The organism is Stenotrophomonas sp. YJH_SMC_17, assembly GCF_059371655.1.
The window spans coordinates 113,227-127,816 of sequence record NZ_JCAFUU010000006.1 but is presented as its reverse complement, the minus strand read 5'-3'; the positions used below and the strand labels follow the sequence as shown (position 1 = coordinate 127,816).

The window sequence follows — 14,590 nt, the reverse complement described above, 5'->3', positions numbered from 1 at the left end:
CGGCGCCAATGCTGCAATCGGCGTTCTACGCCCATTCCGTGGAGTCTGCCATGCGTGCCCTGTCCTGCCTTGGAGGCCTGCTGCTGTTGGCCAGTGCCAACGTCGTGGCTGGCCCGGTCTATAAATGGAAGGACGCCAATGGCGTGACCCAGTACTCGGAGACCCCGCCGGCCGGCAGGAAATTCGAGACCCGCGAGCAGGCCCGCAGCCCGCAGGCCGCGGCCAGCGCCGAAGCCCCGGCCTCACCCGTGCCGGCGCCGTGCAGCACCGCCCGTGCCAACCTGGCCCTGCTGGAAAGGCCCGGCCAGGTGATGCAGGACACCGATGGCGACGGCAAGGCCGATACCGCGTTGACTCCGGAACAGCGCAGCGCGCAGAAGGGATTGGCGGAAGCTGCCATCAAGGCGTACTGCCCGGCGGAGTGAGGGTATCGGCAGGGCTGCGCCCTGCACCCGCATCAAGCAACGGCAACGTCAAATGCCAAAGCGGCTCTGGTTTTCTACTGGTTTGGCGGGGCGGTGTGGGCTGGCAGGACACGCCGTAAACCCATCCTTGGGGGCTCGATGGCGCCATCCATGGCGCCAACGGTCCTGCCAACCCACACCGCCCCGCCCCTGACAGGTTCCTGGTGACGGTGGTAGATCCACGCCATGCGTGGATGAAATCTGTCGGATATCGAATTGAATCCGGGGTCAGATCCGTTTTCCTCCGGAAAACGGATCCGACCCCAATGGCTTTCCGACAAATCGCGGAAAACTGTCGAAGGCGGGGTGGGTCCGGTTGCGGGGGCGTGAGCGCCATGGATGGCGCGACCGAGCCTACAGGGACGTATTTACGGCGTCCCCCGCAACCGGACCCACCCCGCCATACCACGGGAAACCCGCTGTTGCCGTTGCTGTTGCCGTTGCTTGAGGCGGGTGCAGGGCGCAGCCCTGCCAGTACCCCCCACCCCGGCCGGGCTGGCAGAATAGGCGTCTCTGCCGTTATCCGAAACCGACGATGCGCCTCTCCCAGTTCCACCTGCACACCACCAAGGAAACCCCCAGCGACGCCGAGCTCACCAGCCACCGGCTGATGCTGCGCGCGGGCATGATCCGCAAGCTGGCATCGGGCCTGTACACCTGGTCGCCGCTGGGCCTGCGCGTGCTGCGCAAGGTCGAGCGCATCGTGCGCGAGGAAATGGACCGGGCCGGTGCCGTGGAATTCCAGATCCCGACCATCCAGCCGAAGGAACTGTGGGAGCAGACCGGGCGCTGGCAGAAGTTCGGCCCGCAGCTGCTGAAGATCAAGGACCGCAAGGACCAGGTGTTCTGCTACAGCCCGACCGCCGAAGAAGCCGCCTGCGACTTCGCGCGCAGCGAGCTGTCCAGCTACAAGCAGCTGCCGGTCAATTTCTACCAGGTGCAGACCAAGTTCCGCGACGAGATCCGCCCGCGTTTCGGCGTGATGCGTTCGCGCGAGTTCCTGATGAAGGATGCCTATTCGTTCCACCTGCACGATGAGTGCCTGGTGCGCGAGTACGAGAACATGAAGTCGGCCTACAGCCGCATCTTCACCCGCCTCGGCCTGGACTTCCGCATGGTGCAGGCCGATTCCGGTGCGATCGGCGGCGATGCCTCGCAGGAATTCCACGTGATCGCCGATTCCGGCGAAGACGCGCTGGTGTTCTCCACCGGCTCGGATTACGCAGCGAACATGGAAGCGGCGATTGCTGCCGATCCGGCCCCCCGTGCGGCCGCCGCTGAAGCTATGCGCAAGGTGGACACGCCTACCCAGAAGACCTGCGAGGACGTCGCGGCCCTGCTCGGCATCGACCTGCAGCGCACTGTGAAGTCGGTGGCGCTGGTCGCCGGCGAAGGCGAGGCACAGCAGTTCGTGCTGGTGCTGGTGCGCGGCGACCATGAGGTCAACGAGATCAAGCTGGCCAAGGTCGCCGGCCTGGACGAGCAGCGCTTCGCCAGCGAAGCAGAGATCGCCGAGTACCTGGGCAGCGTGCCGGGCTTCCTCGGCCCGGTCGCACCGGCCAAGGCCATCCGCGTGGTCGCCGACCGCGACGTGGCCGCGATGTCCGACTTCGTCGTCGGCGCCAACGAGGCCGGTTTCCATCTGGCCGGCGTCAACTGGGGCCGTGATCTGCCGGAGCCGGAAGTGGCCGACATCCGCAACGTGCGTGCCGGTGACCGCGCGCTGGACGGTGGCGAACTGAAGATCGCCCGCGGCATCGAAGTCGGTCACGTGTTCCAGCTCGGCCGCAAGTACGCCGAAGCGCTGGATGCCACCGTGCTGGACGAGAACGGCAAGGCCGCGGTGATGGCGATGGGCTGTTATGGCATCGGCATCTCGCGCGTGGTGGCTGCCGCGATCGAACAGAACCATGACGATGCCGGCATCATCTGGCCGGACGCGATGGCGCCGTGGCAGGTGGTGGTGTGCGTAATCAACCCGAAGGGCGACGCTGCCGTGGCCGACGCTGCGGCCAACCTGCTGCAGGAGCTGCGCGACGCCGGCCTGGACGCGGCACTGGACGACCGTGGCCTGCGCCCGGGCGCGATGTTCGCCGACATGGAACTGATCGGCATTCCGCACCGCGTGGTCGTGAGCGAGCGCGGCCTGGCCGCCGGTACCTACGAATACCGCTCGCGCCGCGCCAGCGAAGCGGAGAGCCTGGACAAGGCCACCCTGCTGCAGCGCCTGCAGGGATGATCACGGAAAGACCGGGGCACGCCCCGGTCTTTTTCTGCATACAAGCCACGCCGCCGATATTGCAGCAGACATAATCCGGTCAAAATCGACGCCATGCAGCCGGCACGCCGCCAAGCCCTGTCCTGCCTGTATTTGTGCTTGGAATAATTCATCTCTATTCTGTCCCGCGACGCCATGGACTGGCTCGTCCCGTCCACACATTAGTTTCCGGAGTAACCGTAAATGAGCATTGACCTGACCGGCCTGTCGGCACGCGAGCTGGGCGCCCTGATCCGCACCGCCAAGAAGCAGCAGACCATCGTCGCCAAGCGCCGGCCGATCACCAAGGTCCGGGCCCAGCTGACCAAGCTGGCCAAGACCGAGGGTTACACCATCGAGGAACTGTTCGGCGGCGCCCCGGCCCCGCGCGCGCGCAAGGCCGCCCCGGCAGCCAAGGCACCTTCCAAGACCGCTGGCCGCAAGCTGGGCAAGGTTGCCCCGAAGTACCGCAACCCGGCCAACCCCAAGGAAACCTGGACCGGCCGTGGCAAGCAGCCGCGCTGGATGGCCGAGCTGACCGCCAAGGGCAACAAGAAGCCGGAAGATTTCCTGATCAAGAAGGCCTGAGGCCAGATCGGGATGCAATGAAAAACGCCGGCGAAAGCCGGCGTTTTTTGCTTGTGGAGCCGAGCCCACGCTCGGCTGTCCATATCTGAAGCCGAGCATGGGCTCGGCTCTACAGGGTTTTGCGTGCCGGCATCAGCAGGTTGCCGAACAGCAGGCCGGCCACCAGCGCCATCACCACGTTGAGCACGGTGAGGAACACGCTCTGGCCGGCACCCACGTCCTGCTGCTGGACCAGGGTCAGCACGCCACGCAGGCTGGTGCTGCCGGGCACCATCATGATGATGCCCGGCAGGCGGATGATCGCGCCCGGGCGGCCCACCAGACGGCCGAACAGGTTGCCACCGGCGGTCAGCAGCATCGCCGACAGGAAGATGCCGGCCGGCGCGCCCCAGGCATGGCCACCAAACTTGGAAATCGCATAACCGGCCACCGAGGCGGCGATCACCCACGGGTAGTCGCGGCGGTTGGCCTTGAACAGCATCGCGAACGCGAACGCCGCGGTCAGCAGCGAGCCCCACTCCACCCACGGCCCCTGCGGCCGCGTGGCGCGGATCACCGGATCCAGGCCGAGCACATCCGCCAGGGTCACCGCGATCATCGCGCCGACGCTGAGCTTCATGATGGTCGTCAGCGCACCGGCAAAGCGCGCGGTGCCCGAGACCCAATGCTGGCTGGCCAGTTCGTTGACCGCATTGGTCAGCGACATGCCGGGCAGCAGCACCACCAGCGAGGCGATGATCACCGTGTTGAGGTTGAGCGCACCAACAAAGGACGCGACCAGGGTTGCGACCATGCCGGCCAGCAGCGCGGCCAATGCCTCGGCCGCTTCGCGGGTGGCGGGGCGACGGTCGGTGACCATGCCGAGCAGGCCGATCATCAGCCCGATGACACCGGCGGTGGCGATATCCAGCCACGGCAGCTTCCACATGCCGGCCACGCCGGCCGCGCCAAGGGTGAACGAAAGGATGGTGCGCAACTTGCCACGCCGGCCTGGGTCCTTGTCCAGTTGGCGCAGCGCGGTGTGGCCCTGGGCGATGCTCATCCGGCCGTTGGACACTTCCTCGGCGATGTGGTCGGCGACGCTGAGCTTGTGCAGGTCGTTCTCGCCGGGCGCCAGGCGGATCACGCGGGTGATGTCGCTGGAGCCGATGGCCTGCGCCGGATCGCTGAAGCTGAGGATGATACCGGTGGGATTCGACCACGGTTCACAATCCAGATCGAGCTGGCGGGCCAGTGCCACCACCGCCGCTTCCAGGCGCTGGGCCGTGGTGCCGTAGCTGTGCAGGCGTCCGGCGATCTCGGAAACAAAGGCCACGCGCTGCGCGTAGGTGGCCTGGGGCGTGGGGATCGTGTGAGCGTCTGCGGACATGCGCCGTAGTATTACCTACTGCCGGGCCGCACTGGATAAATTCATCCGGGTTCGACGCGATGCCCAGGACAGAACGGTTATGCTGCGACCCGAATGGCCCAAGTGACCCCGAACCACGCCCCCCAGCTCGAACAGGACGCCCATGACCCGGGCCTGATCCGCCTGTCCGGCACCTGGACCCTGAAGACCGCGCTGGCCGCGGCCGAAGTCCTGCGCGGCGTTCCAGATGCGCTGACCGGCATCGATGCCACGGGTATCGAGAAGATGGATTCGGCCGGCGTGCTGCAGGTGCTGCGCGTGGCGCATCGCGCCGATCTGGGCGAGGACGCACTGAAGTTCCGCCCGGACCACCAGGCACTGGTGTGCACCATCGAGGAAGTGGCCGACGACCGGCCCAAGCCCAAGCGCGACTTCGGCGTGCTGGCGGCGCTGGAGCGCCTGGGTGTCAGCGTCCACGCCACCGGCCACAACATCAAGGCGCTATGCAGTTTCCTCGGCGAGAACCTGGTCAAGGGAGCTCGCCTGCTCAAGGAACCCCGTCGCTTCCGCCTGACCGCCACCGTGCACCAGATGGAGCAGGTCGGGCTGGACGCGGTACCGCTGGTGGCGCTGCTGTCCTACCTGGTGGGCGCGGTGATCGCGTTCCTCGGCTCGACGATCCTGCGCGACTTCGGCGCCGAGATCTACGTGGTCGAGCTGGTCAACATCGCGTTCCTGCGCGAGTTCGCCGTACTGCTGACCGCCATCGTGCTGGCCGGCCGCACCGCCAGTGCGTTCACCGCCCAGATCGGTGCGATGAAGGCGCGCGAGGAAATCGATGCCATGCGCACGCTGGGCCTGGATCCGATCGACCTGCTGGTGCTGCCACGCTTGCTGGCACTGCTGGTCACCCTTCCCCTGCTGACCTTCATTGCCATGATTGCCGGTCTGGCCGGCGGCATCACCGTCGGTGCATTCGATCTGGACATCCCGCCGCAGATGTACATCGCGCGCATGCACGAAACGATGGAAGTGCGGCACATGCTGGTCGGCCTGTCGAAGGCGCCGGTGTTCGCGCTGGTGATCGGCCTGATCGGCTGCCTGGAAGGCCTCAAGGTCGAAGGCACCGCGCAGTCGGTCGGTGAGCGCACCACCTCCAGCGTGGTGCAGACCATCTCGCTGGTGATCATCATCGACGCCTTCGCGGCGTTGTGGTTCATGCACATGGACTGGTGACATGAGCACGTACCCGACGCCCGACGACATTCCCATGCAGGACGACGACGGCCACGACCTGGCCATCCGCGTACGCGGGCTGGTGAACCGCTTCGGCAGCCAGACCGTGCATGAAGACCTGGACCTGGACGTGCGCCGTGGCGAGATCCTCGGCGTGGTCGGCGGCTCGGGCACCGGCAAGTCGGTGCTGATGCGCTCGATCCTGGGCCTGCGTACGCCCGATGCCGGGCAGATCGAAGTGCTCGGCCGCGACGCGCGCGCCGATGATGCCGAGAGCCGGCTGCACATCGAGCGCAACACCGGTGTGCTGTTCCAGGACGGTGCCCTGTTCTCCTCGCTCACCGTGGGCGAGAACGTACAGGTACCCCTGCAGGAGCATCATCGCGAGCTGCCCGAGCGCTGGCATTACGAGCTGGCACTGCTGAAGGTGAAGCTTGCCGGCCTGCCCGCCGATGCGATCAACAAGCTGCCGTCGCAGCTGTCCGGTGGCATGCGCAAGCGTGCCGGCCTGGCCCGCGCGCTGGCACTGGACCCGCCGCTGCTGTTCCTGGACGAACCCACCGCCGGCCTCGACCCGATCGGTGCGGCCGCATTCGACCGCCTGATCAAGACCCTGCAGGAAGCGCTGGGGCTGACCGTGTTCCTGATCACCCACGACCTGGACACGCTGTATGCGATCTGCGACCGGGTGGCGGTGATCGCCGACCGCAGGGTGGTGGCCAACGCGCCACTGCCGGAGATCGAGAAACTGGACCATCCGTGGATCCAGGAATACTTCCACGGACCCCGCGCGCGCGCCGCACGGGGTGAACAGATCGAGAGTGCCTGAGCCATGGAAACCAAAGCCAACTACGTGCTGATCGGCGCGTTCACCCTGATCACCGGCCTGGCCCTGCTGGCCTTCGGCCTGTGGGCCGCCAAGTACTCCTCCGACCGCACCTGGCAGGAGTACCGCGTGGTGTTCCGCGAGGCGGTGACCGGCCTGTCGGTGGGCAGCCCGGTGCAGTACAACGGCATTGCGGTCGGTTCGATCACCGAACTGAACCTGGTACCGGACGACCCGCGCCAGGTGGTCGCACGCATCCGGCTGAACTCGACCACGCCGGTCAAGACCGATACCCGTGCCAAGCTGGCGATCACCAGCCTGACCGGCCCGTCGATCATCCAGCTCAGCGGTGGCACGCCGCAGTCGCCGGCGCTGACCACGGTCAACAAGGACCCGGCCCCGATCATCCCGACCACGCCCTCGGCGCTGCAGAACATCACCGACGTGGCCAACCGCATCGTCGAGCGCATGGACCAGATCCTCAGCGACCGCAACGTCGCCTCGATCAACGCCACGCTGGCCAACCTGGAGACGATCAGCGGCGGCCTGGCCGACCGTGACCAGGGCACCCAGGCGCTGCTGCTCAGCGCGCGCGATGCCGCGCGCAGCCTGGACACCACGCTGAAGACCACCAACGGTACGATCGAGCGCCTGGACAAGAACCTCGTGCAGCAGCTGCCGGGCATCATCGACAAGCTCGACGGCACGCTGGTCAAGCTCGACTCGGCCGCCGGAAATGCCGATTCGATCCTTGGCGAGAACCGTGCCGCGATCAACAGCTTCGCCAACGACGGCCTTGGCCAGCTGGGCCCGACGCTGACCGAGCTGCGCGGCCTGATCCGCGATCTGCGCCGGGTCAGCGACCGCCTCGAGAACAATCCCGCGCGCTACCTGCTGGGCCGCGACGCACCGAAGGAGTTCGAACCCCAATGAGCCCGACCACCCTTCCGCGCCTGCTGCTGGCCGCTTCATTGGTCGCCCTGCTGGGCGGCTGCTCCATCCTTGGCAGCAGCGAGAAAACCGCGGTGACGCTGTACTCGCCCGCAGTACAGGTAAAAACTGATCCGGCGTGGCCGCAGGTCGACTGGCAGCTGGTGCTCGCCAAGCCCAGCGCCGCACGCATGGTCGACAGCCCGCGCATCAACGTGCGGCCGACGCCGTCGGAGATGGAGATCTACAAGGGCGCCAGCTGGGCACAGCCAGCCACCGACATGATCGAGGACACGCTGATCCGCGGCTTCGAGGATTCCGGCCGCATCCGCGGCGTGGCGCGCAGCACCGCCGGCATCCGTGCCGACTACAAGCTGTCCACCGATGTGCGCCGCTTCGAATCGGATTACCAGGGCCAGGCCACGCCGACCGTGGTGATCGAGGTCAACGCCAAGCTGATCCACGTCGCCGACCAGCGCGTGGTGGCCGACCGCACCTTCCGCCAGGCACAGCCGGTCGGCAGTACCGACGTACCGGCAGTGGCTGCCGCGTTCGAACGCGGCCTGCAGCAGCTGGCGCAGGACGTGGTCGGCTGGACGTTGGTCAGCGGGCAGAACGACACCACGCCGGCCAGGCGCTGATCCGTCGCGGGGTCGGATCCCTTTCCCGTCGGGAAAGGGCGCTGCCCCCCATCATCATCAACGCGGCGTGATCCAGCGGAACGTCAGATTGATCCGCTCGCCCTGCACCCGCGCCGTTTTCGGCAGCGCGTGCTGGTAGAACCTCTGTGTCTGCCCCGCCATCACCAGCAGATCGCCATGGCCGAGCAGGTACTCGGCCTTCCGCGCCGGATCATCGCGCCGGCGCAGCAGGAAGCGGCGTGCCGCGCCCAGGCTCAGCGAAGCAATCACCGGGGTCGGCCCCAGCTCGGGCTCGTCATCGCTGTGCCAGCCCATGTAGTCGCCACCGCCGCGATAGCGGTTCAGCAGCACGCTGTTGAAGCGGCCGATACCCTCGGTTTCCAGCCGCTCGCGCACGGCCAGCAGCGCAGGCAGCCACGGGTGCGGCACGAATTCAGCACCGGAATAGCGATAGCGCGCCTGCGGATCGCCAATCCAGCAGCTCAGCCGTGGCGAATCCACCCAGTTGCCGAACATGCGGATGCGGTGGACCTCCCAGGGTACATCAGCCTCCAGCACGGACATCAGCGCATCCGCGTCGACCGGGGCCAGCCAACCCCGTAGGTGCTGGACGTCAGCATCAGGAAGATCGTCGGGGAACAGCATGGCGTGCCTTCCGGAAAGGGGCGGCCTGCAGCCGCCCCGGGACATCAAGCGCGCTGGAACGCGACGCCGGTCTTTTCCTTCAACTCGTCATCACTGACGCCCGGCGCCGCCTCCACCAGCTGCAACCCGTCATCAGTCACGTCGAACACCGCCAGGTCGGTGATGATGCGGTCGACCACGCCGACGCCGGTCAGCGGCAGCGAGCATTCGGCCAGGATCTTGTGCTCGCCGTTCTTGGCGGTGTGCTCCATCAGCACCACCACGCGCTGCACGCCGGCCACCAGGTCCATCGCACCGCCCATGCCCTTGACCATCTTGCCGGGCACCATCCAGTTGGCCAGGTCGCCCTTGTCGGTCACCTGCATGGCGCCAAGAATGGCCAGGTTGACGTGGCCACCGCGGATCATCGCGAAGCTGTCATGGCTGCCGAAATAGCTGGCACCGGCGCGTGCCGTGACGGTCTGCTTGCCGGCATTGATCAGGTCGGCATCGACTTCGGCTTCGGTCGGGAACGGGCCGATCCCGAGCAGGCCATTTTCCGACTGCAGCCACACGTCCACGCCCTCGGGGATGTGGTTGGCGACCAGGGTCGGCAGGCCGATGCCCAGGTTCACGTAGGCGCCGTCGGTCAGTTCCTGGGCGGCACGCGCCGCCATCTCGTCACGGGTCCACGCCATGTCAGTTGCCCTCCGCGCGGATGGTGCGCTGTTCGATGCGTTTTTCAGGATGCGCGTTGTGCACGATGCGGTGCACGTAGATGCCCGGCAGGTGCACCTGGTCCGGATCGATCGCGCCCACCGGCACCACCTCTTCCACCTCCACGATGCAGACCTTGCCGGCCATCGCGCAGGCCGGGTTGAAATTGCGCGCAGTCTTGCGGAACACCAGGTTGCCGGCTTCGTCGGCCTTCCACGCCTTGACCAGCGCCACGTCGGCGCGCAGCGCGGTTTCCATCACGTAGTGCTTGCCGTCGAACTCGCGGGTTTCCTTGCCTTCGGCCACCACCGTGCCGTAGCCGGTGGCGGTGAAGAACGCCGGAATGCCCGCACCGCCGGCGCGCAGGCGCTCGGCCAGGGTGCCCTGCGGGTTGAATTCCAGTTCCAGCTCGCCGGCCAGGAACTGGCGCTCGAACTCCTTGTTCTCGCCGACGTAGGACGAAATCATCTTCCTGATCTGCCGGGTTTCCAGCAGCTGGCCCAGGCCGAAACCATCAACGCCGGCATTGTTGGAGATCACGGTCAGGCCCTTGGCACCGCTGTCGCGCAGCGCGGCGATCAATGCCTCGGGAATGCCACACAGGCCGAAGCCGCCCACGGCCAGCGTCTGGCCATCGGCGACCACCCCTTGCAGGGCCTCCGCCGCACTGGCGAAGCGCTTGCTGCGCTTGCCGGTGGAAGTCGATTGCTGCATTGCTGTACTACCCTGCACGTTGAGGATGACCGCATTCTAGCTGGAGGGCGGCGAAGGGCCTGGATGCGCCGCAGCATTGCGCGGGCATCGCACAGGGTTCCGTAGAATGCCGGGTTCCCCAGCCAATGGCCGGCCCCGTGCCCGCCCCACCCTCGTTGATGGCCCAGATCTACACCGAAGAAGACCTGCTCCGCTGGATGGACGGCCGGGCGCTGGAAATAAGCGACCATTGCTTGTCGGAAGTCCACAGCATGCGTCTGTTCGGTGACATGCTGGTCGCTGAAGTGAAGATCCCGGCAAAGTACTCCTACCGGGTGGAGATCGACCTGGCCGCCAGCCTGCGCCATCCGCACAGCCTGCTGCGGAACCGGTGTTCCTGCCCGCTCGGCCACGACTGCATGCACGTGGCGGCTGTGCTGGCGCAGATGCTGCAGCAGATCGACCATACGTCCCGGATGCCCGACGACAGCGACACGCTGCCCGCCCTGCAGATCAGCGCGATGACGCCCGTCCTGCGCCTGCACACGGTCGAGTTCCGTCCGCCGTGGCTCGGCCGCCGCGACCCGTCGCAGTGGGCCGATATCGCGACCGTGGCCTTCGAGTACGACGAGCACGTGCGGTTCCTGGATGATCCGAGCCTGTTCGCTCACGATCCGCAGGGCCAGCTCGCCCTGCTGCCCCGCGACCTGGCTGAGGAATCACGACGCGAGGCCGAGCTGCGCACGGTGGGACTGCATCGCGACACGGACCCACGGGCGCCCCTTGACGGCGCTGGCCCTCAGTTCCAGCTGCGCACCCATGACTGGACACGGCTCCTGCTGGACGACGTGCCGCGCCTGGAGGCCCTGGGCTGGAAGGTGGAGACGGACGACGATTTCCGCCATCGCATCACCCGGGTGGATGAGATCGACCTGGACATCCAGGCGGACCCGGCGGATACGGGCTGGTTCAACCTGGGCCTGGACATCCAGGTGGACGGCCGCAACGTGTCGATGGTTCCGCTGCTGCAGCAGGCGCTGCATTCCGATCCACGCTGGATGCGCGGCCAGCTGGACGCCATCGGCGACGACGAGAACATCCTGTTGATGGCAGGCGACAACACCCGCCTGGCACTGCGGGCGGCGCGACTGAAGCCGATCATGGCGCTGTTGGCGGACCTGTTCGCCCAGCGTGTCGGGCCGCTGCGCCTGTCAGCGCTTGACCGTGGCCGCCTGCAGGCGCTGCAGGACACCGCGCGCCTGCAGTTCCGGGGACACGAGGATACCCAGGCGCGGGTGCAGCGGCTGATACAGGCCCCCGCGCTGGGTGAAGTGCCTCTGCCGACGGGGCTGATGGCAACGCTGCGTCCCTATCAGCGTGAAGGCCTCTCGTGGCTGCAGTACCTGCGCCAGCAGGGGCTGGGCGGTGTGCTGGCCGATGACATGGGGTTGGGCAAGACCCTGCAGACGCTGGCGCATCTGCTGGTCGAAAAGGAAAGCGGCCGCCTGGACCGGCCAGCACTGCTGGTTGTGCCGACCTCGCTGCTGCACAACTGGCAGAGCGAAGCGGCGCGCTTCACCCCTGGCCTGCGGGTGCTGACCCTGCACGGACCGGCGCGTGAAGCACTGTTCGAGGCGATCCCCGGGCACGATCTTGTGCTGACCACCTACCGCCTGCTGTGGCGCGACGAGCAGGCGCTGCAGGCCCATGCCTACCATCTGCTGATCCTGGATGAAGCCCAGCAGGTGAAGAATCCGAAGTCACGCGCGGCCATTACTCTGCGCACGCTGCAGGCGCGCCATCGCCTGTGCCTGACCGGCACGCCACTGGAGAACCATCTGGGCGAGCTGTGGACGCAGTTCGACTTCCTGCTGCCCGGCCTGCTCGGCAGCGAGAAACAGTTCAACCAGCATTGGCGCCATCCGATCGAACGTGGAAGTGACCACCGTCGCGCCACGTTGCTGGCGCAGCGGCTGCGCCCGTTCATCCTGCGCAGGCGCAAGGACCAGGTCGCGTCAGAGCTTCCGCCCAAGACCCTCATTACCCGTGCGGTGGAAATGGAGGGCGGCCAGCGTGATCTTTATGAGACCGTGCGTGCAGCGATGGAAAAGCAGGTGCGCGAGGCCATCAGCGGCAGCGGGCTGGCGCGCAGCCATATCGTGGTGCTGGATGCCTTGCTGAAGCTGCGCCAGGTCTGCTGCGATCCGCGCCTGCTGCCGGGCGACGCCCCGGCCCGCAACGCCGGTTCGGCCAAGCTGGAGCTGCTGCGTGAGATGCTGCCGTCGATGGTCGAGGAAGGCCGGCGGATCCTGGTGTTCTCGCAGTTCACCGGCATGCTTTCGCTGATCGCGCAGGCGCTGCAGGAGCTGGGACTGGCCTATGTGACCCTGACCGGCGACACCCAGGACCGGGCCACGCCGGTGCAGCGTTTCATGCAGGGTGAAGTCCCGGTGTTCCTGATCAGCCTGAAGGCAGGCGGCGTCGGGTTGAACCTGACCGCCGCAGATACCGTCATCCACTTCGACCCCTGGTGGAACCCGGCGGCCGAAAACCAGGCCAGTGACCGCGCCCACCGCATTGGCCAGCAGCAGCCGGTGTTCGTTTACCGGTTGATCGCCGCAGGCAGCATCGAGGAACGGATCGCCGAACTGCAGGAACGCAAGGCCACGCTGGCCGACTCGATTCTCGAAGGCGGCGGCGCTACAGGCCCTCGCTTCAGCGAGGAAGACGTGCAGGCGTTGCTGGCCCCGTTGCCGGGCCTGCCCGGCAAACGTTCCCGCAAAGCGGGCAAACGGTCGACGCGTGCCTGACCCCCGAGCGGCAGTCAGGGGGCGTTCTCGGATGGGGACGCTTCCCATGCAGCACAGGGGCTACAATCGGTGGCTGAGCTAACAAAGGATCTGACCGATGCCCCTGCCCGCCTTCAAGGCCTATGACATCCGCGGCCGTGTGCCGGAAGAACTGAACGAAGACCTGGCCCGCCGCATCGGCGTCGCGCTGGCGGCCCAGCTTACTCCCGGTCCGGTCGTGCTCGGTCATGATGTGCGCCTCACCAGCCCGGCGCTGCAGGATGCGCTGGCGGCGGGTCTGCGCGGCACCGGTCGCGAGGTGATCGACATCGGCCTGTGTGGTACGGAGGAGGTGTATTTCCAGACCGACCACCTGGGGGCAGCCGGCGGCGTGATGGTCACCGCCAGCCACAACCCGATGGATTACAACGGCATGAAGCTGGTCAAGGAAAATGCCCGTCCGATCAGCTCCGATACCGGCCTGTTCGCGATCTCCGATGCGGTCGCCGCCGATACCGGCGCGTCCCAGCCGCCGAGCGCTGCGCAGACCGCACACCACGACAAGAGCGCCTACATCGACCACCTGCTGAGCTACGTCGATGCCAGCAAGCTCAGGCCGCTGAAGCTGGTCGTCAACGCCGGCAACGGCGGTGCCGGTGCCATCGTCGACCTGTTGGCGCCGCACCTGCCGCTGGAGTTCATCCGCATCTGCCATGAACCCGATGGCAACTTCCCCAACGGCATCCCCAACCCGCTGCTGCCGGAAAACCGCGCCGCCACCGCCGAGGCCGTGCGCGAACACGGTGCCGACTTCGGCATTGCCTGGGACGGCGACTTCGACCGCTGCTTCTTCTTCGACCACACCGGCCGCTTCATCGAGGGCTACTACCTGGTCGGCCTGCTGGCCAAGGCGATCCTCGCCCGCACCCCCGGCGGCAAGGTCGTGCATGACCCGCGCCTGGTCTGGAACACCGTGGAAATGGTCGAAGCGGCCGGCGGTCTGCCGGTGCTGTGCAAGAGCGGCCACGCCTTCATCAAGGAAAAGATGCGCGCCGAGGATGCGGTGTACGGCGGCGAGATGAGCGCCCACCACTACTTCCGCGAGTTCGCCTATGCCGACTCCGGCATGATCCCGTGGCTGTTGATCGCCCAGCTGGTCTCCGAAAGCGGGCGCTCGCTGGCCGACTGGGTGGAAGACCGCATGGCAGCCTATCCCTGCAGCGGCGAAATCAACTTCAAGGTGGCCGATGCCAAGGCCGCGGTAGCACGCGTGATGGAGCACTTCGCAGCGCAGTCGCCGGTACTGGACCACACCGACGGCGTCAGTGCCGACTTCGGCGACTGGCGCTTCAACCTGCGCAGCTCCAACACCGAGCCGCTGCTGCGCCTGAACGTTGAAGCACGTGGCAACGCAGCGCTGATGCGGGCCCGTACTGATGAAATTTCCCATCTGATCCAGCAGTAACCAAGGACGACC

The 14,590-nt window shown here is 66.8% G+C and carries 13 protein-coding genes; 9 read left to right on the top strand and 4 right to left on the bottom strand.

The annotated features are described in order from the left end of the window. Positions 1-50: 50 nt before the first annotated feature. From AC5P8Z_RS16165 to AC5P8Z_RS16155, 3 genes are all read left to right on the top strand, one after another. The gene (locus AC5P8Z_RS16165; RefSeq protein WP_495229507.1) at positions 51-425 is read left to right on the top strand and encodes a DUF4124 domain-containing protein; all 375 of its coding nucleotides are present in this window, start codon (positions 51-53) and stop codon (positions 423-425) included. A gap of 574 nt (positions 426-999) precedes the next feature. Further along, on the top strand, positions 1,000-2,703 hold the full coding sequence (locus AC5P8Z_RS16160) for a proline--tRNA ligase (RefSeq protein WP_295568203.1): 1,704 nt from the start codon (positions 1,000-1,002) through the stop codon (positions 2,701-2,703). A gap of 222 nt (positions 2,704-2,925) precedes the next feature. Continuing rightward, entirely contained in the window at positions 2,926-3,309 is a 384-nt protein-coding gene (locus tag AC5P8Z_RS16155; RefSeq protein WP_005408004.1) for an H-NS histone family protein, read from the top strand. Between the two features lie 109 nt (positions 3,310-3,418). On the opposite strand, the gene AC5P8Z_RS16150 is transcribed toward AC5P8Z_RS16155, so the two are convergent. Next, entirely contained in the window at positions 3,419-4,678 is a 1,260-nt protein-coding gene (locus tag AC5P8Z_RS16150) for a threonine/serine exporter family protein (RefSeq protein ID WP_286070891.1), read from the bottom strand. A gap of 93 nt (positions 4,679-4,771) precedes the next feature. Between AC5P8Z_RS16150 and AC5P8Z_RS16145 the strand changes: the two genes are divergently transcribed. The 4 genes from AC5P8Z_RS16145 to AC5P8Z_RS16130 are packed head-to-tail and all read left to right on the top strand — an operon-like array spanning position 4,772 to position 8,290. Next, a complete protein-coding gene (locus AC5P8Z_RS16145) occupies positions 4,772-5,893 on the top strand; it encodes an ABC transporter permease (protein ID WP_286070890.1) in 1,122 nt (373 codons plus the stop codon). A 1-nt stretch (position 5,894) separates the two neighbouring features. Then, positions 5,895-6,722, top strand: a complete 828-nt coding sequence (locus tag AC5P8Z_RS16140; protein ID WP_286070889.1) for an ABC transporter ATP-binding protein — start codon at positions 5,895-5,897, stop codon at positions 6,720-6,722. A gap of 3 nt (positions 6,723-6,725) precedes the next feature. After that, entirely contained in the window at positions 6,726-7,652 is a 927-nt protein-coding gene (locus tag AC5P8Z_RS16135; RefSeq protein WP_286070888.1) for an MlaD family protein, read from the top strand. Further along, on the top strand, positions 7,649-8,290 hold the full coding sequence (locus AC5P8Z_RS16130) for an ABC-type transport auxiliary lipoprotein family protein (protein WP_495229506.1): 642 nt from the start codon (positions 7,649-7,651) through the stop codon (positions 8,288-8,290). The genes AC5P8Z_RS16135 and AC5P8Z_RS16130 overlap by 4 nt, the downstream gene beginning before the upstream one ends. 57 nt (positions 8,291-8,347) lie before the next feature. Here the strand turns inward: AC5P8Z_RS16130 and AC5P8Z_RS16125 are convergent, their stop codons facing one another. The 3 genes from AC5P8Z_RS16125 to AC5P8Z_RS16115 are packed head-to-tail and all read right to left on the bottom strand — an operon-like array spanning position 8,348 to position 10,345. Next, a complete protein-coding gene (locus AC5P8Z_RS16125) occupies positions 8,348-8,935 on the bottom strand; it encodes an alpha-ketoglutarate-dependent dioxygenase AlkB family protein (protein ID WP_495229505.1) in 588 nt (195 codons plus the stop codon). A 44-nt stretch (positions 8,936-8,979) separates the two neighbouring features. Beyond that, a complete protein-coding gene (locus AC5P8Z_RS16120) occupies positions 8,980-9,612 on the bottom strand; it encodes a CoA transferase subunit B (protein WP_495229504.1) in 633 nt (210 codons plus the stop codon). Position 9,613: 1 nt separating this feature from the next. After that, the gene (locus tag AC5P8Z_RS16115; protein ID WP_049455359.1) at positions 9,614-10,345 is read right to left on the bottom strand and encodes a CoA transferase subunit A; all 732 of its coding nucleotides are present in this window, start codon (positions 10,343-10,345) and stop codon (positions 9,614-9,616) included. 158 nt (positions 10,346-10,503) lie between these two features. Here AC5P8Z_RS16115 and AC5P8Z_RS16110 point away from each other — a divergent pair, with 158 nt between their 5' ends. Both AC5P8Z_RS16110 and AC5P8Z_RS16105 read left to right on the top strand, forming a co-directional pair. After that, positions 10,504-13,134 (top strand): DEAD/DEAH box helicase, encoded by a 2,631-nt coding sequence (locus AC5P8Z_RS16110; RefSeq protein ID WP_495229530.1) that lies wholly within the window; start codon positions 10,504-10,506, stop codon positions 13,132-13,134. A gap of 97 nt (positions 13,135-13,231) precedes the next feature. Continuing rightward, positions 13,232-14,578 (top strand): phosphohexomutase domain-containing protein, encoded by a 1,347-nt coding sequence (locus tag AC5P8Z_RS16105; protein ID WP_495229503.1) that lies wholly within the window; start codon positions 13,232-13,234, stop codon positions 14,576-14,578. The last annotated feature ends 12 nt before the right edge of the window (positions 14,579-14,590 follow it).